Here is a 20,640-nt window from a genome sequence, read left to right on the forward strand (position 1 = left end):
CACTCGATGAGCGGTTCTCGGCCCGAGCCCGGTCCCGGCGCGTTCGTCGCACGCTGCGGCCATCGTCTGCGTGCGCTCACCGACCGGTATCCCACCGCCGCCGACGGCATGTTCGCGCTCGCCGTGCTCCTGTCCGGTGCTCCCCACATGCTCAGGGAGCCGCCGAAGCAGCCTTTCGTCGGGTGGGGCCTGCAGATCGCGCTCCTGGTGCCGCTGATCTGGCGGCGCCGCGCACCGTTCACCGCCTTCAGCGTGGTCGCGGCACTGGCGCTCGTGCAGTGGCTCGGCGGCGTCCTCCTGTCGACGGGGGACGTCGCCGTGCTGATCGCGCTGTACTCGGTCGCGGCCCACTCGACGCTGCGGCGGCTGCTCGTCTCAGCGGGAGTCGTGGAACTCGGCGTCGCCATGGCCACCGTCCAGTGGGCGCCCCGCGGCCACCTGCTGAAGGTCTTCGTCCTGCTGTCCGGCATGACGACGGCCGCCGCCGTCATCGGGCTCAACATGCGCACCCGCCGCGCCTACCTGGCGTCGCTGGAGGACCGCGCCGCGCGCCTGGAGAAGGAACGCGATCAGCGCGCCCAGATCGTCGCCGCGGAGGAGCGCGCGAGGATCGCCCGCGACGTGCACGACATCGTCACCCACAGCCTGTCGGTCATGGTCGCGCTGACCGACGGGGCCGCCTACACCCTTCCGACAGCACCGGAACAGGCCGCCGACGCGGTCTCCAAGGCATCGCAGATCGGACGTCAGGCCATCGCGGAGATGCAGCGCGTCCTGGACGTCCTGCGCCGCGACGCCCCGCTCTCCACCGACTCCAGGCGCCCGCAACCCGGCCTGAGCCAGCTCGACGCGTTGCTCACCGAGGTGCGCGCCGCGGGGCTCCCGGTGGAGTTCGTGACCACGGGACGGCCTCCCGCCATGGCGTCCGGAGCCGAACTCGCCATCTATCGGCTCGTCCAGGAGTCGCTCACCAACGTCCGGAAGCACGCCCCGCCGGGGACCCGCGCCCGAGTACGGCTCGCATGCACCGCGACAGACGTAGAGGTCGAGATCATCGACGACGGACGGCCGCCTGCCGGCGACCCGTCCAAGGAACGGCGGACCGGGCACGGCATCGCCGGGATGCGTGAGCGCGTGGCCGTCTACGGCGGCCTGATGCGGGCCGGGCCTCTCCCCGACGGCGGCTGGCGCGTCCACGCCCGCTTCGAACCGTCCCATCTGGAGAGCACTCGATGATCAGCGTCCTGCTGGTGGACGACCAGCCGCTGCTGCGCATGGGCTTCCGGCTGGTGCTGGAGACGCAACCCGACATCACCGTCGTCGGCGAGGCCGGCGACGGCGCCGAAGCCGTCGCCCAGGTGACCGCGCTGTCCCCCGACGTGGTGCTGATGGACGTCCGGATGCCGGGCATGGACGGCATCGAGGCCACCGAACGGATCGCCCGCGCCGACGCCGGCTCGCGCGTCCTCATCCTGACGACGTTCGACCTGGACGAGTACGCCTTCGCGGCCCTCCGCGCAGGCGCCGCCGGATTCCTGCTCAAGAACGTCCAGCCCGCCGAGATGATCGCGGGCATCCGCACGGTCGCCGCGGGCGACGGCGTCGTCGCCCCCCGGCTGACCCGGGTGCTCATCGAGACCTTCACCCGCCACGCCGGCGCACGGCCGGGCTCGATCGACGACCCGCGCCTCCACCGGCTCACCGACCGGGAGCGCGAGGTGCTGATCGAAATGGCCAAGGGGCTGTCCAACGCCGAGATCGCGGACGAGCTGGGGCTCTCCGAGGCGACGGTGAAGACGCACGTCAGCCGGATCCTCCCCAAGCTCGGGCTCCGCGACCGCGTCCAGGCGGTCGTGCTGGCCTACCAGACCGGGCTGCTGCGACCGCCGTGAACCGTGCCCTGGATAGGAGAAGAGTCGGCGTGCACTTTTCTTCGCCATGCCTTGAAATCATCGCCGCGGCCTTGTGAAAATGTGCGAACAGCTCATCGAAGATAAAATTACCAAAACAATAAATCACGCCATCAGAGCACGGCTTACATGCCATCATTGCCGATATGGCGACAAGTCAAGTACAAGGCAGCACGGAGACCGCCGTACGGCGGGCGGCAAGCAAAGTCCCGGAAGTGACGGCCTACTTCTGGATCGTCAAAATCCTGACGACAGGAATGGGTGAAACGACCTCCGACTATCTCGCCCACCGCCTCAACCCGGTCGTCGCAGTGGCCCTGGCGGGAACCCTCCTCGCGGTATCCCTGGCGCTCCAGTTCGGCGCCCGGCACTACACCGCCTGGAAATACTGGACATCCGTCACCATGGTCAGCGTCTTCGGCACCATGGCCGCCGACGTCCTGCACGTTGCCCTCGGCATCCCCTATCTCATTTCGACCGCCTTCTTCGTGGCCGCGCTCACCCTGGTCTTCGCGATCTGGTACGCGAGCGAGGGGACGCTGTCCATCCACGGCATCGTGACAGCGCGTCGTGAACTGTTCTACTGGGCCACGGTCATGACGACATTCGCGCTCGGCACCGCCACGGGCGACATGACCGCGGTCACCGTCCACCTCGGATACCTGGCTTCGGGCGTCATGTTCGCCATCCTCATCGCGCTACCGGCCCTCGCCTACCGCTGGCTGCGGATGAACGCGGTCTTCGCCTTCTGGGCCGCCTACGTCCTCACCCGACCACTTGGCGCGTCATTCGCCGACTGGATGGGGGTATCGAAGGATCGAGGCGGTCTCGCCCTGGGCACGGGCCCGGTCAGCCTGGTCCTGGCCGTCATCATCGCCGGCTTCGTCGGCTACCTCACCGTGTCCCGCAAGGACACGGCACACTGACGTCAAGCCGCCGGTGCGGCTGACCGTGGCCGGGTCGCCCGACGAGCCGCGAATCGCACCGAGCCGTCAGGGGAGGCCGACGTGATCGCGGCCGGTGATGTGGTTGCGGCTGATGTTGCGTTCCAGGAGCGCCGTGGAGTCGGCGACGCCGATGGACGCCTCCGGGAGCATCCCGTCGGCCTTCTTCAGCTCCTCGAGCGACCGCTCGATGGCGGTCTGCGCGGCGAACAGGCAGGGCGTGCTGTAGATGGCGACGTCCACACCGAGAGCGGTGAGGTCGGTCAGCGAGAGCCGCGGCGACTTGCCGCCGGCGATCTGGTTGAACAGGAGCGGCTTGTCGCCGATCACTTCGCGGATCCGTCGGACGGCGTGTTCGCTGCGCACGCCGTCGACCAGGATCACGTCGGCGTCGGTGGCGGCCAGCGCGGCCGCCCGGCGCAGCATCTCCTTCTCCTCGGCGGCGTCGGTGCGGGCGACGACGACCAGGTCGCGGCGGGTCGCCAGCACCATCTCGAGCTTGGCCAGGTACTCCTCCAGCGGCAGGATCAGTTTGCCGTCCGCGTGCCCGCAGCGGCGAGGACGTTTCTGGTCCTCGATGATGACGCCGGAGGCGCCGATGGCCTCCAGGTGCCCGACGACATGGCAGGCCACCTCCGGGTCGACGTAGCCGTCATCGATGTCCACCAGCAGATGGTGGTGCGGGAAGGCCAGGCGCAGCCGCTGTACGAAGCCGACCATGTCGGGCCAGGCGATGAACCCGATGTCGGGCAGCCCGTAGTGGGAGGCGGCGAACCCGAAGCCGGAGACGAACAACCCGTCGAAGTGCTGTGCGGCGATGGACGCCGAGAACATGTCGAACACACCGACGAGCGGCGTGACTCCTGCCGCTCGGACGTCCTGGCGGAGGTGATGCCCGGCGCCGCGGGCCCGTGCTGTTGCCGTGGTCATGCGCGCTCCCCCGGTGATGATTTCCGGCGATTGATTGCCGGCGCCCAACCTGGACGCCCACAGTGAGCATACGGGCGCCGAGCGTAGTCGTCTACACTCTTGTAGACGTTCAGCCTCGGCGGACTCGCCATCGATTCCGTCACCTCGGTGCCCGACCGCCACCGGCGGTCGGGCAGCGGAGTCACGCCCGTTGAGCACAGGTGGAGGTGCCGGCATGAGGGACGGCCTGGATCGCGTGGGCGTGCGGCGTCCGATCTTCGCTGCTTCCTCGGTCGCGCGGCTGCTGTCGGGGGTGGCGGCGGCCGTCGCCGTCCTGGTCATCGGATTCGCGCACCGGGCGGCCGTCGACGCCGGCGGCGACGACCTCGTCACCGCGGACGGAGAATGGCTGGTCATCGCCGCCTCGGCGACCCTCCTGATGTGGATCGCCGGCACGATCGCACATCTGGGTTCCATGCCGCTGCTGCCGCCCTTCGGCCGGTTGTTCGTGGTGCAACTGGGGGCGAGTTTCGCCAACCACGTCCTGCCGGCGGGGGTGGGCGGGATGGCGGTCAACATGCGGTTCATGCGGCGCCTGGGCATGACGCGCGGCGCGGCCGCAGGTGCGGTCGGACTGAACTCGCTTGCGGGTCTGGTAACCCACCTGATTCTGCTGGTGGCTGTCGTGGCGGCCGCACCGTCGGCGGCCACGGCGCTGGCTCCGCGGGTGCACTGGTCTGCCCTCGGCCCCTCCGGACCTGCGACGACGGTAATCGCCGCAGCCGGCGTGTTCGGCGTTCTGGGAGCGCTCACCTGGCTGGTGTCGCGGCTCAGGCGGCGGGCGCACGGCCACCGCTCCAAGACGACTTCGCACCTGGCCCGGGATCTGCGGCAACTGCGTGCGGTGCTGCGCCACCCGGGACGCGCGGCGGCCCTGTGGGGAGGCTCGGTCTCGGCGCCGCTCCTGCACACCGTGATCCTCTATGCCGTGCTCCAGAGCCTCGGCAACCCGATCCCGCTGGGAACGGTGCTGCTCGTCTACGTGGTGGTGTCCGCGGCTTGCGCGCTGCTGCCCGCGCCGGGCGTTGTCGGCAGCCTTGATGTGGCGCTGGTCGCCGCGCTGGCGACCGCGGGCGTCCCGTCCACCACCGCGCTGGCCTCCGTGCTCGGTTACCGGCTGATCACGGCCTGGCTGCCGCTGCTGCCGACCGCCTGCGTCCTGGTAGTCCTGCTCCGGCGGCGCATCATCTGACCGGGGCGTGAACGAGCGGCCGGACGATGTGTTCAGGTCGTTTTCAGGTACCGGCTGCAAGCCTCGCCCCATGACCACCACGACGAGACACGCGGCTCTGCCGCGCCTGAAAATGAACAAGGTCCCAGAGGTCACGCTGTACTTCTGGGTCATCAAGGTCCTGTGCACGACGGTGGGCGAGACGGCCGCCGACTACCTCAACGACACCGTCGGGCTCGGCCTGACCAGGACCGCGCTGGTGATGAGCGTCCTGCTGGTGGCGGCGCTGGTCCTGCAGTTCCGGCTCCGGAGCTATGTGGCCGGCGTCTACTGGGTGTCGGTCGTGCTGATCAGCATCGTCGGCACCCTCATCACCGATGAGCTCACCGACGGTCTCGGCGTGCCGCTGGCGATCACCACCGCGGTGTTCACCGTCGTCCTCGCGGCGACCTTCGCGCTCTGGTACGCGGCCGAGCGGACGCTGTCCATCCACACCATCCTCACCACGCGCCGCGAGGGCTTCTACTGGGCGGCCGTGCTGTTCACCTTCGCACTCGGCACGGCCGCGGGCGACCTGGTCGCCGAACAGTTGAACCTGGGGTACCCGCTGTCGGTGGTGCTGTTCGCCGCGCTGATCGCGGTCGTGGCCGGCGCCCGTGCCGTGGCGGGGGTGAACGCGGTCGCGGCGTTCTGGATCGCCTACATCCTGACCCGGCCGCTGGGCGCGTCGATCGGGGACTACCTCTCCCAGGCCCGCAAGGACGGCGGGCTCGGCCTGGGCACCACGGTGACCAGCGTGATCTTCCTGGGCGTGATCTGTGCCCTGGTCGTCTACCTGACGCTGTCGCGGCGCGACCGAACCTCGGTCGAGCAGGCGTGATACTGGGCCGGTGACCGCTCATCGCGTGCTGATCGTGGAAGACGACCACCAGTTGCGCGCGGCCCTCGCCCGCGGTTTGCGGGAGGAGGGCTTCGCGGTGTCGACCGCCTGTGACGGCGCGTCCGCGCTGCGCGCCGAGCAGAGCGACGCGGTCGTGCTGGACGTCGCGTTGCCCGACTCCGACGGCCGGGACGTCTGCCAGGCTCTGCGGGCCCGCGGCGTGGACGTCCCGGTCCTGTTCCTCACCGCCCACGACGCGCTGGTGGACCGGCTGTCGGGGTTCTCCTCCGGAGGGGACGACTACCTGGCCAAGCCGATCCACCTCGCGGAACTGGCCGCACGGCTGCGCGCCGCGCTGCGCCGCACCGGCCCGGCCCATGCGAAGGCGGGTGAGTTCACGCTGGACCCGGCCCGCCACGTACTGGAACACCAGGGCCGCTCAGTGCCCCTCACCCCGACGGAGTTCCGCCTTCTCGCTCGGCTCATGGCCGAGCCCGGCGCGGTCGTCCGCCGGCACGCCCTGCTCAGCGCGGCCTGGCCCGATGGGGCTCTGGTCTCGGAGAACACTCTCGATCAGTACCTGACGCGGCTGCGCCGCAAGATCCGCGGCCTGGACGCGCAAAGCGGCATCACCACCGTCCGCGGCGTGGGCTACCGGTTCGCATGAGGTCATGGGCGCCCTTTCGCGTCAGAGCGGGCACGCTCCGAGGGCGGCTGGCGTTCCTGGCCCTGGTGACCACGGCGGCGTGGGTCGTGCTGCTGACCCTGCTGTTCAACGTGCTGCTGAGCGGCAGGCTCCGCGCCGACGCCGACGACCTGCTGCGGACCCGCGCGGAGGCGGCGGCCTCCACCGTGCAGGTGCTGCCCGGCGGCACGCTGAAGATCGCCGAACCCGCCGACGACAGCGCTCTGGACACCGACATCTGGATCTACCAGGGCGCCCGCGCCGTGGAACGGCCGACGGGACAGCCCTCACTGCAGCGCAAGGCCGACGCCCTCGCCGGTTCCACGACACGCTTCGCCACCACCGGCGAGGTCCGGTTGTACAGCCGGCCCATCTCCGCCGCGGGTCATCGGGTCGGGACGGTCGTGACGGCGGTCGGCCTGAGCTCCTACCACCGGATGCTGACTTCGGCGCTCACCGGATCGATCGTCCTGGCGCTACTGCTGCTTCTCGGCGTCTATGCCGTGACCCGGGCCGTGGTCGGGCGCGCGCTGCAACCGGTGGCCGAGATGACCGGGCAGGCCGCCGACTGGAGCGGGCACGACCTCGGCCGCCGGTTCGGCACCGGCCGCCGCCCCGCGGAACTATCGGCCCTGGCGGCCGGGCTGGACGAGCTCCTCGACCGGCTCTCAGTCGTCCTGCGCCACGAGCAGCAGTGGAGCGCCGAGCTGTCGCACGAGCTGCGCACTCCGCTGTCCAGGATCGTCGCCGAGGCGGACTGGCTCTCCCAGCAGGCCCGCACGACCGAAGAGCAGCAGGCCGCGCTCAACGTGATCAGAGGCGCCGCCGACGAAATGGAGCAGATCTGCCAGACCCTGCTGGCCGAGGCGAGAACCCGCGGCACCCGACTTCCCGGCCGCTGCGCCCTGTCGGCCATGGCGACGGACGTGGCCGCACGATGGCCTGCCACCGGACCGCGGCTGACCCTGCAGACGCCGAAGGAAGAGGTGACCGCGGGGTCCCCGCCGGAGATCGTGGAGCGGCTTTTGGCGCCGCTGCTGGACAACGCGCGCCGCTACGCCGCCACCACGGTCGTCCTACGCGTGGAGCCGGGCGTGCGCATCGTGGTCCAGGACGACGGCGACGGTGTGCCGGAGACGGCGCGCGACCGGGTGTTCGAACCGGGGTTCCGGGCCGAGCCCGCCGACGGACACCCGGGCGCAGGACTCGGCCTCGCCCTGGCCCGCAGGCTCGCCAGGTCCGCGGGCGGCGACCTGACGCTCGAGGGCAGCTCGGCTTTCGTGGTCACCCTCCCGCCCGGCTGACCCCGCCGGCCGCACCCACCCTCAGTCGGCTCCGCCGGTTCTCGCGGCGCTACGGGGCGCAGGTCGGGCGGCGCCGAAGACCGCGATCAGGGCCATGACGACGAAGGAGACCCGCAGCAGGCCGAGCTGAGCATTGGTCAAAGGCACGGCATGGATGTTCGACAGCTGGCGGGAGAGGTAAAGGGTGGCCGCGGCGGCGATGGTGATCAACGGGACCCGCCGCCGGGTGGCGACCAGGTCGAACACCACGGTGCCGAGGAGGACCCCGGCGGTGTAGTAGCCGTAGACCTCGGGGTCCAGAAGGATACGGGCGGCCGTTGCGAGCAGGATCACCGCTTCCCAGCGGCGGCGGAGCACCGCCGCGGTGCCCAGCAGCCCGCCGAGCGCGAGTTGCGCGGGCCGGTCCCATGGTGGCGTGTGAGACCCGTGGTAGCCCAGGACGCGCAGACCCGACCCGGCGGCGTTGGCGATGGTGAAATGAGCTGCGTGCACAGTCTGCGGGTCGTAGACCAGGAACGGCAGCCAGACCGCGGCGATGACGGCGAGGCAGACCCCGAACGCGGCGATCGCGGACCGTGCCGGGCGCACCAGGAGAACGGCCGCGAAAGCCAGCGCCCATGGTTTGGCGTCGGTCGCCGCGCCCACCAGCAGGCCCGCCAGGACGGGCCTGTCGCGGGCGCGGGCGTGCAGGGCGCCGATCGCCAGCGACAGCGCCAGGACGTCGTCCAGATGCCCCGCATGGGTCGCCAACTCGGCCCAGATCGGCAGGAACACCAGGCCCGCGGCAAGCAGCCGCTCCGGACGTCGATGCGGATGCGGGACGAGCTTCCAGATCGCCGCGAGCAGCAGCGGGCCGGTGCACGACATGAGCAACACCGCAGCCGCCCGACCCCAGGACGGCCCTAGCGCGTCCAGCGGCAGCGCCACCGCGAAGGACAGCGGACCGATCTGCAACTCCGGGTGCGTCGCGTACAGGTGAAGGCCCTCGCCCCGGTCGTCACCGAACAGGACGGCGGCGCCGGTGGCGAAGTAATGCCAAGAGCCACCGGCGCCCTGCGAGCGCGCCAACACCCACAGCAGATGCCACGCGCACAGACCGGCCCAGAGCCCAACGTGCCCCCGGATCGACCGGAGAACCTTCTGAAGCAGGCCCCTCGGACCGCTCGGACCTGAAGCATCGGCGGAGAGGATCTCCACCTGCCCGGGGTTTCGCACCGCAGACTCCCTCCGGTCGCGCACGACCCGCCGACCCACGCCCCTGACCTGCCGGTGGGCGTGCGGGAGCAAGGCGTGGACGATCTTCGAAACAGGACGGCTCCGAGGAACTCGTGGGCAGAGGTCAGGAGGTGTCGGTGTCCTCCCAGACGTCGTCGTCCTGGGTCACGTCATCGCCTTCGATGAGGACAACGGTGCGCGGAGGTGGAGGGCCGAGCCGTCCGTATCCCGCGCGCACGGCCAGCAGCAGCGACAGCCACGCCGCGCCGAGAAGGAACCCGCCGATCACGTCGCTGAGCCAATGGACCCCGAGGTAGAGCCGCGACGTCCCGACCAGGACGACCACAACTGCGCAGGCCCAGACGAGCGCGAGGCGCGTCCGCCGCCGCAGGGTCCCGCTCCCGGCGGCGAGGACCGCCAGCAGTCCCCAGCCGGTCATGGCCTGGACGCTGTGCCCGGACGGGAACGCATATCCCCCGGCACGGGTGATCATGTCCGCTGCCGGCGGCCGGGCCCGACCGAAGATCACCTTGCCCGTCTCGCCGAGGATCACAGCGCCGGCGAAAGCGGCCCACACGAACAGGGGAGTGCTCCAGGAACGACGGCTCCAGACCAGGTAGCCGCCGACTGCCAGCAGCAGCGGTACCAGCACCGCCGTCGAGCCGAGCCAGGTCAGCGTCTCCATCAGCCCGGTCACCGCCCCGTACCGATGGTCGACGAAGCAGGCGTGCACCGCCCGGTCCCAGCCGCCCGTGTGCTTCGCCGCGACTTCCACGCTCAGTGCCGCCAGAGCGAGCATGAACCCGAGCGAGAGCACGATCAGCGCGGCCACGGGCGTCTCAGCGGCGGCGCTGACACGCTTGAGCGACCCCATCACCGGTCGACCGCCCCGTCACGATCACGTCGCCTGGACGGCACACCGGCGCGCCGACTTCGGCGCACCTCCAATGCGACCGGCATGAGCGACGCCACCACAATGATCCCCACGATGGGAAGCAGATAGCGATCGACTCCCGGGATGCTCGACCCGAGCAGGTACCCGGCGACGGTCACCCCCACCGCCCAGAGCAGCCCTCCGGCGACTTGCCAGAGCGCGAACGTCCCGGCGGGTACCTCCAACGCCCCGGCCAGCGGGTTGATCACAGTCCGCACCACGGAGACGAAGCGGGCCAGCACGATCGCCCTGCCATGCCCGTACCGGGCCAGGAAGCGCCGCGCCCTGGCCGTCCCCTCCACCAGGTACCGGTTGGTCGTCCGAGCCAGCAACGCCCGCCCCCCTCGCCGCCCCAGCCAGAACCCGGTCTGCGCCCCGGCGACCGCACCCGCCACCGCCGCCACCAGCACCAGCGGCAGAGACAGATGGACCTTGTCACCGGCGTGCGCGGTGCACAGCAGCCCAGCGGTGAACAACAACGAGTCACCGGGCAGGAAGAACCCCACCAGCAGCCGCGTCTCAGCGAACAGGACGAGGAACACGCCCACGGCCCCCGCCGAGGAAAGCAGCGACGTCGAGTCAAGAGGGTTAAGGGCTGCGCACACACCGATCCTTAGGGCTTACCAACGTACTTCTACACCACTGTAGACATTCGTGGAACAGCACCAGGTAAGCGGCAGCCTTACCATCGGCCGGTTATCGCGAGTGGTGCGTCGCCCTGGACCTGGCCATGACGACGGGGTTCGGGAGGAACATGGCCAGGGACTTCCAGACGGTCGGCCAAGCACCCTCGTTGCCGTTTGCAGCATCGTCATTCAATGCGGCCTCGGATCACCCTGCGAGGGTGTTGGGGCTGGGTGCGGGGCGGCGAGCTGCGGACATGTGGTGATGGGGTGGGGTGTCGATGCTTGCGCGGCCACTTGATGGCCATGACCAGTGCGATGGGCCAGCCGATGACGGTGGCGCAGCACAGGGCGTTGACCAGCATGATGAGCAGGATCTCGTCCGCGCCACGTACTAGGGCGATGAACGTCGGCAGGACGGCCAGGACCACGAAGACGGTGACGACGGTCAGTGTCCAGATGTCGTCGGCCAGGAGTCCGTTGGACATGATGTCTTCTCCTGTCGTCAGAGATTGCGGCGTCTGTTTCGGTCGGTTGTCTGGGTAGTGGTCCTGCGGGTGCTTGGTGTCTCGCCGGGCTGCTTGGCGCTGATCTCGAGGGCTTGGTCGATGGTGAAGGGGAAGCCTTCGGCGGCGAGGCGTGCCTGGCTGGCCTGAGCGCTCGGGGCGGGCGCAGTGACCTTGGTGATCACTTCGGTCGGCAGGTTGGTGGTGGCTTCCAGGACCGTTCGCAACTCGTCGGGGCCGGGCCGCTGGGGTTGGCGGCGGAGTTGGTCGGCGATGTGGTGGGCGCGTTGCTCCTGGCGGGCGTTCTCCCAGTCGCTGCGGGACGGGCCGTGAATGGTGGCTGCCCATTCGGCGCCGTTGCCTTCGGCGAGCATGGGCCTGAGGGCTGCGGGCTCGCCGGTGCGGACGTTGGGGTCCCGAGTGAAGAAGGGTGCGGCTTGGCGCATCGCGTCCAGAGGTTCCATGCCGTCGCCGCGGGCTCGGTCGTAGTGGCTCATCCCATGCGGGTGCAGGTCGCGAAGGCGGTTCTCGCACTTACGCACGGCTGCGGCCGCCGATGAACTTTCGGCGGCGTAGGGGACGGCGGCTCCCCACGCTTCGGCGACGTGCAGGAGCCCGGCCTGCTGAAGCCATTTTCGGTCGTGGGCGCGTACCCACCGGGAGCGAGCCTCGGCGAACGCCGCCTGCTGAGCTGCGGATTCAGTGCGCTCGGCTGCTGCGTCCCGTGCCAGTTCGGCGGCCCGTAACCGGGCCGCACGCTGGGCGTAGCTCTGTTTGAGAGCGGTCGCCAGCGCCAGGATCTGGATCAGGCGTTCGCCGCCGTGCGAGAAGCCTTCGGCGATCGGGTCGGGGTGCTGGGTGGTCATGGAGTTCTCCTCGGGAGAAGGTGGCTACTTGGTGCGGCGTGCCCGCGGTGGCGGTGCCGCCGTTCGCGGCTCGCGCGCAGGTGTGTGAGGTCGGAGTTCGGGCGGTGAAGGGAAGTCGTTCGCTGCCGCTGCCAGGTCGGTGGGCGGGTCTGGGGCGATCGCTGCGGCTACGGCGGCGGTGACGTCGGCAGGGTCTAGCTGGGTGCGGGACGCGACTCGGGCGACTTGCCTGGCGGCCTGGCTTGACGGCAGGCCGGCGATGACGGTCGCGGCGGCGCGAACGGCGGCCAGCTGGTTCTCGGCGAACTCCAGCGTTCCTCCGAACCGCTCCAGTCTCTCATCAATCACCAGGTCAGCCAGCGGAATTACGGACCGTAACGCCTTCTCGACGCCTTCTTGTCCCGATTTGCCGAGCAGGTCGGCAGGGTCTCGGTCTGTGGGGAGCCGAACGGTATCGACTGGTCCGGTGACCTCGTTCAGGTGGCGCCAGGCGCGGATGGCTCCCACCCGGCCGGCCGGATCGCCGTCGAGTGCGATGACGAGGCCGGAGGTGTCGAGGTCGGTGTGGCGGTTGAGTGCGTCCAGGTGGGCTGGGCCGATGGCCGTCCCGCAGGCGGCGACGGCGGCGTAGGTCTCTGGCATGACGGTGTTGACTGCGATCGCGTCCAGCGGTCCTTCGGCCAGGAGGGGACGAACGCCCTGCGCGAGCCGGCTGCCGGTTTCGTGGAGGCCGAAGAGCACCTCGTGCTTGTGGAAGAGCACTGTGTCCGGGGTGTTGATGTACTTCGGCCCGGCGAAGCTGTTCTGCTGCCTGCCAATGAATCCCACGACGGCGCCGTCGTCGTTGCGTAAGGGCAGCAGGACACGGTCGCGGAAGATGTCGATCAGCTCGCCGTCCATTCCGAACCTGCCCAGGCCAGCGGCCACGATGGCTTCGTCACTGTGGCCCCGCTGACGGAGGTGTTGGACGAGGGCTTGGCGTGGACGGACCGCGTGCCCGACCTGCCACCGTGCCTGGATGTCCGCGGTGAAGCCGCGGCCGGCCAGGTAGGAGGCGCCCCAGCTTCCGTCGAGGTTGGCGACGAAGAAGCGGTGCCCGTCGTCGATGGCAGCGAGCAATTCTTCGTGCGGTATGTCTGCGGCTGGAAGCTCTGCGTCCGGGGTCTCCAGCGATGCGGGCGGGCTCGAGGTGGCTGCTATCTCTTCCCGTACCTTCGCTCGACGGACGGGAGCGTCCGAGGCGACCGCCTGCAGCTTGCTGAGCCGGTAACGCAGCCGCGATGCCGTGCGGACTACCTGCTCTCCGACCAGGCGGATAGCTCCAGCCGCGTTGGCCCTCTCGTCGGATCCCGCCCAGCTGCGCGGAGCGGAGAAGAACAGATGCTCCGTCGGCAGGCCGACCTCCGTCAGCACCAGGAAGGCGACCGAGTCGGCGAAGGCTCGCCGTGCGCCCCGGCATGCGTCCTGGTCGAGGTTCGCCGCCTTCGGGCGTCCCTGGACGTCGAGGACGTGGGCGAGCTGATGCGCAAGATGCGTAGCCGCCGCGAGGTCCTCCATCTCGGGAGCGATGAACAGCCGCTTGGCCGGGTCGCCCAGATAGGTCCAGCCCTGGCCTCGGTCTAGATAGAGCCCGAGGTCGCCGGTCAGCCGGGCAAGCCTCGCTAACCCCTCGGACGTCGAGGCCGGTTCGGGCAGTTCGAGCGCCGCGCCGTCGGTCTGTTCAATGTCGAAGACCGGCCGGGGCTTGCCTGAGCGGGAAAGGATGCGGATGCCGGTCTCACCGCGCAGAACCTGGCGTCCCTGCTTCTTCCAGTCGTCGTACGAACGGACGTCCGTCGCCGCGGGCCTTTGCGCAGGGATCAGCAGGGTGTTGGTGAACCCGTAGCGTCCATGGCGGCTTGCCTGCTCAAGCCACGCCGTCCATTCGAGACGCCCGTCGAGCAGACCGGCCACGCCGTACTCGGCGACCCCCTGCAAGAAGTCGAGCTGACGCTGCCGCTTCTCCCCCGGGTCGGCGTCATGATCTCCCGCCGGCACCGGCCCGCTCATGCCCCACCGCCCTGGGCCGAGTCGTCGCGGAGCACGGCCAGGAGCCGCCGGACACGCGTGTTCGCGACCGGGTACCCCATGTCCCGGAGTTGGTCACCTAGGTAGTCCCTGGTGAACCGGACGCCTTGCCGCCGCGCCTGCCGCCGGATCCGCCGTGCGGCAGCCAGCAGCTCGTCCTCCCCCGTACCTGCGGACGATGCGCCCTCGAAATCATCCTCGTCGATGTCGGCCGGCAGTCGGCGCAGCGAGAGCCGCTCGGCCAGCGGCGCGTCCCAACGCCATGCCCACCGCCCGTACTCTTCCTGCAGCCGCGACACCGCCAGAAGATGCCGGTACTCCAGCTCCAGCCCGTCCCGGTAGGCGGTGACGTGCCACAGAACCATCCGCCGCCAGAGCAGCAGACTCGAGACCGGCGCCAGCAGCCACCGCGCCACCGGCACACGCTCCACCCGGCGACCGGACGCCAGCCCCACCCAGCGCCGGATCAGATGCCGGACGCCTTCAACCACAGTGATGAACAGCACCGGCATCGCCGCGTACATCACGCCGCCGGCGAGCTGACCGCGCGCCGCGGACACATTGACCAGCACGGTGCCGCCGATGTAGGCCCAAGCGACCCAGCGCAGCACCGGCCACGGCAGGTCCAGGTACTCCATCAGCAGATCCCAGGCCAGCAGGACCATGATGCCGAGGTCCATGCCCACCGGAACGATCCACGCCAGGCCCTTGAAGTGCGGTTCCGCCAGCTCCCGCACGGTGGTGAACGACCCCAGCCCACCGAGCACGGCCAGTGCCGTGATCAGCGGGGCGACCACGGCCACCACGACCCGGACTACGCGATCTCGTGTCTCGGAGTTCGTTGTTCCCGTCGCCGACCCCGCCGACTGTTCTTGCAGTCCTGGGCCTGCGGGTGCAGGAAGGCGACGGTGCTTGAAGATGGTCATCGCACCCGCCGTTCCACCATCCAGAGCAGCACCTGAGCGACGTACCGGACTTCGCTGGCCGTGCCGAGGAGTCGCCCGTGCGCCGTGACGTAGGCGTACGCACCATCAGCGCCCGCGCACATGACCGTCTCCGACCAGCCGTCGCGGCGGACCCTCAACCGCCATCGCCCATTGCGCGGCCGGCGCACTCTTACCGAGGCGCCCAGCCTCTTGAGCTCGAAGTGCAGCCGCAGCAGGCGCTCCCGCCGCACCGCCAGCTCTCTCTGATCGACCGATACCAGCGTCTCCATCACTCCCCCGTCGGCCAGTGGTTGACGAGCCGCAGGCCCATCAACCAAAGTCAGTGATCAGAACCATGCAATACGCTAGGTCGTCGATCAACTACAGTAAGCATTCGGCGTGTCGATAGTCGCCCACGATCAACCGCCCGCGCCGCAGCCCAGTTGCGACTCGATACGCAGAGGCACTGGTCGGCTCGTGCTGCGGAACTGAGCAAGCACGTGCGCCCCGACCGCACGCCGAGCCAGAGGGTCTGGCTTTGTTGGTCTCCAGCGGAGCAACTCTCGACGTCAGCTTTCCCTCTTGCCGAGTCACCCGGTCATGGACGCCTTCTGTCTCGGGTCGGGCGAGCGGGTTTCGTCGCCGCCGGTCTGCTGGTGGCAGCAGGATCCATCGGAGCCCACGGCATCGGGAATCCGGCCATGGCCAGGCTCACCTGCGAAGGCGTGGCCATTGGTTCGCTCTGCCGGGGCGTCGGAGTGCCAGTGGCGATTCTCGCTTCGCGGGCTTGGGCGGCTGCTTTGCGAGCGGCGTCGGCTTGGGCGTGGCGGTGCTGGAGCCGGCGGAGCTCGGTGATGGTGTCGAGCAGGGTGATGAAGTTGGCGACGAGCAGCATGGTGGACACCGTCGTCCGGTTCCTGATGGAGCCGGTGAGGGCGAGAAGCCGAGCCGTGGTGCGCAGGGCGTTACCTGCGGGAGTCGGGCGCGGGATACGGCCGTAGGGCGCGCGGGCTGCGCGATCATAGGCATCGGCAGCGCGGTGCAGATGGCGGTTGCCGGTGGCCTGGGCGGCTACATGGAGAGCGTCGGAGGCAGCCCAGCAGGCGTCCTGAGCTGCAAATGGATTCGTGGCCAGATGCCGGCGGATCGCCGCGGTGGCGTAGGAGGCGGCGCGGGCGGCGTCGTCGTAGAACGCTTGCCGTTCCTCCGGCGTCAGCTCGTAGTGCTCGATAGTCGACGTGCAGTACTCGGCGTCTCCTGACCAGCGTTGCCGGAGCCGGGACAGCGAGAGGTCGTCGGCGAGGCGGCTGCCGGAGAACCAGATCGGCTCCTCGCCATCGTGCTCCGTGGGGAACGCGACGGCGTAGCCGGTGACCTGGCCCGGGTTGAGCTGGCTGTAGCGAGGCTTCGCCCACAAGCCGTCCTCCTGGAGCCGGCTTAAGAACTCGGCGGTCGTCCGGGACTCGTCCGCAGCGCGGCGGACGGCCGTCCGCAGCAGGACGCGTTTCGTCCGCACGGACAGATGCCGTCCGTCCAGCGTCCGGACGCCGGACGGCGCCCGGACGGAGCCGTCCGCACTCGTCCAGCGGCGGCGGAGTTTGGGCAAGGTCAGGTCGGCGGCGAGCTTGCCGCCGCCGAACCAGACCGGCTGACCGTCCGCGTTCACGTCACCGGGCAGGGCCACCGCGTAGCCGGTGACCTCGCCGTCCGTCCGCTGGCTGAACCGCCGCCGCACCAGGACGTCCTCGGCGTCGAGGCGCACGAAGAACTCGTTCTCAGAGCGGGCGCCAGCTGCGGCCGTCTGGACTGCGCGGCGCAGCAGCGTACGAGACGGCATCTCCTGGCCGCGGCGGACGGCCTTCTCGGTCTCGCCCCGCTTCGGACGGCGGGCGGCCGTCCGGTCCGCAGGAGCCGTCGACCGCAGGCCGAAGTAGTCCTCCATCGTCCGGCAGGCGTCCCGGACCCGATACCCGTCATTCCACACCTCCGGACGGACGCCGTCCGGCCGGGCGAGCGTAGCGACGATGTGGACGTGGTCGTCCGCGTGGCGGACGGCGATCCAACGGACGGCGTCGACGTCCCCGTTCGGCGCCAGCCCCGTCCGTTGCATGATCTCGGTCGCGATCCGAGCCCACTGCGCATCGGACAAGATCGGGTCCTCTGGGGCGGCCCGGACGGCGCAATGCCACACGGGCTTCCGGTAGTTCCGCTCACGAAGCAATGCCATCGGCTGGGACAACAGGCCGTCCAAGCGGCGAAGGTCGCGGCGGCCATCAGGCCCCACCACCGGCTCCAGCACACCCGGGGGATCGAACCCGGCGACGATGTGAGGGTCGTGATGCTCACCGTTGGCGCCCGGGCCGTACAGGTAGCGGAGAAGCCCCTGGACCCGGGCGCCGCGCAGAACCTTTCCGATCACCCCGGAGCGCTCGCCGCCGGCGCCGACGTGGTCACGGCAGCCGCCTTCTCAGCTCTTCGGCCAGGTCATCGAGCTTGCACACCGTCCGCGCCGCCGCGTCGGCGTACCACTGGAGCGTCGACGACATCTCTCCTGAGTTCAGTGCCGCGACAGCTTGGTTGAGGTTGACACCGATCCGCTTTGCCTGGCCGCGAGCCTGCAACACGGCCTCAAGCAGTTCCCACAGCTCGCGGTACTCCTCCCGTGGCGTTCCGTTCGCCGCAGCCGACAGCGTTAGCGCCGCCCATGCCGCAGTCGCCAACTGCTCCCGCTCAGCCGCCGCGCTCAAGGCTGCGCGCTCCTCGTCCGACAAGCGGAGTTGCAGCACCCGTCCTCGCCTCGCGGCATTCCGCCTCCGACGGTTGCGTCGCTTCACGGCCCTCGGTGCAGCTCCACCATCAGGGTCTTCGATCATCAGCCTCCTCACCACGGATCGCGCTCGATCCGTCCCGCGCCCGTTGCGGACCGCGCCCGGTCCGCAGCGATAACGCACGCCTTATCCATTTCTTGCCCCTGCGCCTGCAGAGGTCGTCCTCCAATGCACCGGTGTCGTGCCAGGTATCCGAAGGCGATGCTCGATCGCCAGCGGAGAGGCGAAATGTTGGGGTGACGAAGGACGACCTCGTCGCCCGGTTGACGGCAGACAGCCGATGGAAGTCTTGTCGGGCTTGACCGCCGGTGAGCGTAGCGGTGATGGCATCGCGCGCGAGTTACCGGCCGCGCACGGCGCGCTCGCAGGTACCGGCTGCGCCTCCGTGGAACAACCCACGGTCCGGCGCTCGAAGCCGAACCCAGAAGCTGATTCAGGCACCACCACTGCCGAGTTACATCTCCCTGCGCGGAGACGGCGGCTTGGAGCTCGGGCGATGGCTTGGTGAGGACGGGGCTGCTGGAGGGCCAGACAAAACGTCTCCGATGCTTCGGGGGAAGTCCCTGGCCGCCGGCTGGATGTCGGAAGCGGTTGCCTGGTCTGTCTGTTCCTCCACCCGCAGCTCGGTTTCGCCCTGAGCCCGTTGCGGGGTTTCGGAATCGGCATCGATGCCGCGGATGGCGGCGAGGGCTCCCTGCGCGCCGCGGAAGGATTCGCCGAGGTTCATGGACTGCTCGCATGCGGCGGCCAGAGCATCGTGCGCCTTCAGGGCGGTTGGGAGGAGACCGTCGCCGCGCTCATGCACGAGCCTTCCAGCATCAAGCTCCCGGTGGAGGAAGGCGTCCAGCTGTTCGGCGGTCTTGGCGAGGCGGAACGCGGTCTGAGCCAGGTTGCCTGCGATCGTGCAGGCGGCCTCCGGCCGCGTCAGGCCAGGCGTGCCCTGGGTCAGGTGGTTGAGCGTGCGAGCGCGTTCATGCAGCTCGCCTGCGAGGAGCTCGGTGCGCTCATCTGTGGGGGTTTCGTGATCGACCATGTAGTGGAGTCCTCCGACTCGTTGGCGATGCGAACATGAAGGGCTCCTCTCTATAGACGGCAGATAGCAGCGCCTGACGCGAACTGAAGTTCTGTCAGGGCGTTTGCGCTCCATAATCTCCGGCAAGCTGAGGTAACGCCAGCTCCCTGGCCGGCGTGTCGCACTCCGGCCAGCGGAGGCGAGACCGCAAATAGCGGTTTCGAAGCGCCCGGATCGTGCAGACCGCCGAGGCGCCGACCGGCCTGTTGGTCGTGGCCACCGCCCTCGTGGACGCTATCAGCCTGGGTACGGACGCTCGCCCCGAGCGAGCGGGCTGCCCTCGTCGATCACGAAGAGAGCGGAGAAGACCGCCTCGAACTCGGCAACCCACATAGCGGTAACACGTCGTCGCCGGCGGCGCTGAGCAGGCGGGCGGCAGCCGGAAGGTTCCCGCCACACCGGGGACCGTCTGGCCGTCGCTGGTGTTGTCCTGAGGCAACACAACAGCACGAGCCGGGCTCGTTGAGGGATGTGTTGAGAGGCCAGCGAGCAAGCCCAGCCCTCCAATACTTCCGCGCTGGCGGGAGCGCAGCTATCGCTCAGGGAGACTGCGGCAGTACGGTGCCACCGGGAGGAGAGAGATCTGCCATCCAAATGGTCCCAATGGCGCTTGGCGTTCGTCGTGACCACAGCGTACGGACGGCGCGCGTGCTCGTCCGGGGCTCGGAGGCACCGGCGATCGCGGCTTCCCGTGCTTCTGGCTTTAGCCCACCAGCCCTCGCCGAACCGCTTCCACGCCCACCTGAAAGCGGTTCTCTGCGCCGAGGGACGCTCGGATCTCAGAGACGCGTCGGCGGACCGTGCTGAGACTCGTCCCTACCTGATCGGAGACGGCTTCGTCGGACAGATCTTGGACGAGGAGTTGCAGAATCCTCAACTGCTCTTGCGTGAGGTCTCCAGTGTTGCGGCCGGGCACGGCGAACGGGATGGCCCGTTCCCAGAGGAGTTCGAAGTATTCACGAAGGGCTCCGACGATCACCGAGGATCGAATCAGCAGGGCGCTCGCCGAAACCGACAGCATCACCGGGATCAGTGCGACGACTTCGTCGGCGATCTTCATACGCATCGCAGTCCGGGGGAGGAAACGGACCTCTCCCCCGGCCTGCGCAATCGCCTCAACTTGTACGCGCGCAGCCCGATCTTCGACGTTGTTGGACTGGTAGATGGCTCTGTGCGTGGCCTCGCTCGCGATCGCGTGACCGGTGGCCTCGTCGGGCAGGTCGATATCCGGGCCGTGTGAGACGTCGTGGCTTACCGTCAGCCATTCGCGTGCGGCGGAATGCTTCAGGATTCGCGTCAGTTCGGCGATCTCGTCCGGGTTGGTGATGATGCGTGCCAGTTGATCGTTTGAGGAGCCGGTCGCCGAAGTGGCGGACACCAGGTCGCGGTTCATGCGCCGGTGGCCCTCGAACAGGCGCTCATGGTCGGCCAGCACGTCACGGGCGAGGGCTGACAGCGCTTGCTGAAGGACCACGTCCACAGGGTTGGGCGTCAGCCGGTGAGAATTATCCGGACCGGGTGGACCATAGGTGGCCATCTCGGCGGCGATGAGGCGCTGGATGTTCTGCTGCCCGTCGAGGATCTCGGCCGCCTCATCGTGCTGGCAGCCGTCCGCTGCGAGGAGGCGGACATAGAGGGTCAGCAGGTCTTCGCGGACGATTCCTTCCAGCAGCTGCCTGGCGATGACCTCGATCGTGCGAGTCATCGTGTTCCCTTCTTGGAGGAGAGGCGCCGTCTCCC

20 protein-coding genes are annotated in these 20,640 nt (G+C 69.4%); 7 read left to right on the top strand and 13 right to left on the bottom strand.

What is annotated here, in order from left to right; translation table 11 throughout:
• The first annotated feature begins 6 nt into the window (after positions 1-6).
• The 3 genes from ABT299_RS02455 (at position 7) to ABT299_RS02465 (ending at position 2,836) form a co-directional block, all read left to right on the top strand.
• Complete coding sequence (locus tag ABT299_RS02455) at positions 7-1,236, top strand: sensor histidine kinase (protein WP_387026929.1); 1,230 nt, start codon at positions 7-9, stop codon at positions 1,234-1,236.
• Entirely contained in the window at positions 1,233-1,892 is a 660-nt protein-coding gene (locus ABT299_RS02460; protein WP_387026930.1) for a response regulator, read from the top strand. Before ABT299_RS02455 ends, ABT299_RS02460 begins: the two co-directional genes overlap by 4 nt.
• Before the next feature lie 233 nt (positions 1,893-2,125).
• Entirely contained in the window at positions 2,126-2,836 is a 711-nt protein-coding gene (locus ABT299_RS02465) for a COG4705 family protein (protein ID WP_387026931.1), read from the top strand.
• A gap of 66 nt (positions 2,837-2,902) precedes the next feature.
• Here the strand turns inward: ABT299_RS02465 and ABT299_RS02470 are convergent, their stop codons facing one another.
• On the bottom strand, positions 2,903-3,784 hold the full coding sequence (locus ABT299_RS02470) for an isocitrate lyase/PEP mutase family protein (protein WP_387026932.1): 882 nt from the start codon (positions 3,782-3,784) through the stop codon (positions 2,903-2,905).
• 214 nt (positions 3,785-3,998) lie between these two features.
• Here ABT299_RS02470 and ABT299_RS02475 point away from each other — a divergent pair, with 214 nt between their 5' ends.
• The 4 genes from ABT299_RS02475 (at position 3,999) to ABT299_RS02490 (ending at position 7,863) form a co-directional block, all read left to right on the top strand.
• Positions 3,999-5,015, top strand: coding sequence for a lysylphosphatidylglycerol synthase transmembrane domain-containing protein (locus tag ABT299_RS02475; RefSeq protein WP_500249517.1), 1,017 nt, complete (start codon positions 3,999-4,001; stop codon positions 5,013-5,015).
• Between the two features lie 112 nt (positions 5,016-5,127).
• Entirely contained in the window at positions 5,128-5,874 is a 747-nt protein-coding gene (locus ABT299_RS02480; protein ID WP_500249518.1) for a COG4705 family protein, read from the top strand.
• A gap of 10 nt (positions 5,875-5,884) precedes the next feature.
• Positions 5,885-6,541 carry a response regulator transcription factor gene (locus ABT299_RS02485; RefSeq protein WP_387026935.1) on the top strand — a complete coding sequence of 219 codons (657 nt, stop codon included), beginning with the start codon at positions 5,885-5,887 and terminating at the stop codon, positions 6,539-6,541.
• A gap of 65 nt (positions 6,542-6,606) precedes the next feature.
• Positions 6,607-7,863: a HAMP domain-containing sensor histidine kinase gene (locus ABT299_RS02490; protein ID WP_500249519.1), complete on the top strand. Its 1,257-nt coding sequence runs from the start codon at positions 6,607-6,609 to the stop codon at positions 7,861-7,863.
• Between the two features lie 21 nt (positions 7,864-7,884).
• On the opposite strand, the gene ABT299_RS02495 is transcribed toward ABT299_RS02490, so the two are convergent.
• The 12 genes from ABT299_RS02495 to ABT299_RS02550 form a co-directional block, all read right to left on the bottom strand.
• Positions 7,885-9,078 carry a glycosyltransferase 87 family protein gene (locus ABT299_RS02495; protein ID WP_500249520.1) on the bottom strand — a complete coding sequence of 398 codons (1,194 nt, stop codon included), beginning with the start codon at positions 9,076-9,078 and terminating at the stop codon, positions 7,885-7,887.
• 124 nt (positions 9,079-9,202) lie between these two features.
• Complete coding sequence (locus tag ABT299_RS02500; RefSeq protein WP_387026938.1) at positions 9,203-9,910, bottom strand: phosphatase PAP2 family protein; 708 nt, start codon at positions 9,908-9,910, stop codon at positions 9,203-9,205.
• A gap of 41 nt (positions 9,911-9,951) precedes the next feature.
• Positions 9,952-10,560 (bottom strand): DedA family protein, encoded by a 609-nt coding sequence (locus ABT299_RS02505; protein ID WP_500249521.1) that lies wholly within the window; start codon positions 10,558-10,560, stop codon positions 9,952-9,954.
• 263 nt (positions 10,561-10,823) lie between these two features.
• Positions 10,824-11,123, bottom strand: a complete 300-nt coding sequence (locus ABT299_RS02510; protein ID WP_387026940.1) for a superinfection immunity protein — start codon at positions 11,121-11,123, stop codon at positions 10,824-10,826.
• A 17-nt stretch (positions 11,124-11,140) separates the two neighbouring features.
• Complete coding sequence (locus tag ABT299_RS02515; protein ID WP_387026941.1) at positions 11,141-12,007, bottom strand: hypothetical protein; 867 nt, start codon at positions 12,005-12,007, stop codon at positions 11,141-11,143.
• A 24-nt stretch (positions 12,008-12,031) separates the two neighbouring features.
• Positions 12,032-14,056 carry a toprim domain-containing protein gene (locus ABT299_RS02520; RefSeq protein WP_500249522.1) on the bottom strand — a complete coding sequence of 675 codons (2,025 nt, stop codon included), beginning with the start codon at positions 14,054-14,056 and terminating at the stop codon, positions 12,032-12,034.
• Positions 14,053-15,000, bottom strand: coding sequence for a DUF2637 domain-containing protein (locus ABT299_RS02525; protein ID WP_387026943.1), 948 nt, complete (start codon positions 14,998-15,000; stop codon positions 14,053-14,055). The genes ABT299_RS02520 and ABT299_RS02525 overlap by 4 nt, the downstream gene beginning before the upstream one ends.
• The gene (locus ABT299_RS02530) at positions 14,997-15,290 is read right to left on the bottom strand and encodes a hypothetical protein (protein WP_151538261.1); all 294 of its coding nucleotides are present in this window, start codon (positions 15,288-15,290) and stop codon (positions 14,997-14,999) included. The genes ABT299_RS02525 and ABT299_RS02530 overlap by 4 nt, the downstream gene beginning before the upstream one ends.
• 308 nt (positions 15,291-15,598) lie before the next feature.
• Positions 15,599-17,227, bottom strand: coding sequence for a relaxase/mobilization nuclease domain-containing protein (locus tag ABT299_RS02535; RefSeq protein WP_500249523.1), 1,629 nt, complete (start codon positions 17,225-17,227; stop codon positions 15,599-15,601).
• Between the two features lie 223 nt (positions 17,228-17,450).
• Positions 17,451-17,786: a hypothetical protein gene (locus ABT299_RS02540; RefSeq protein ID WP_387026945.1), complete on the bottom strand. Its 336-nt coding sequence runs from the start codon at positions 17,784-17,786 to the stop codon at positions 17,451-17,453.
• A gap of 496 nt (positions 17,787-18,282) precedes the next feature.
• The gene (locus ABT299_RS02545; RefSeq protein ID WP_500249524.1) at positions 18,283-18,861 is read right to left on the bottom strand and encodes a hypothetical protein; all 579 of its coding nucleotides are present in this window, start codon (positions 18,859-18,861) and stop codon (positions 18,283-18,285) included.
• A gap of 742 nt (positions 18,862-19,603) precedes the next feature.
• The gene (locus tag ABT299_RS02550) at positions 19,604-20,605 is read right to left on the bottom strand and encodes a helix-turn-helix domain-containing protein (RefSeq protein WP_151594813.1); all 1,002 of its coding nucleotides are present in this window, start codon (positions 20,603-20,605) and stop codon (positions 19,604-19,606) included.
• Between the last annotated feature and the right edge of the window lie 35 nt (positions 20,606-20,640).

This window comes from Spirillospora sp. NPDC000708 (assembly GCF_040299565.1).
Lineage (GTDB): Bacteria > Actinomycetota > Actinomycetes > Streptosporangiales > Streptosporangiaceae > Spirillospora.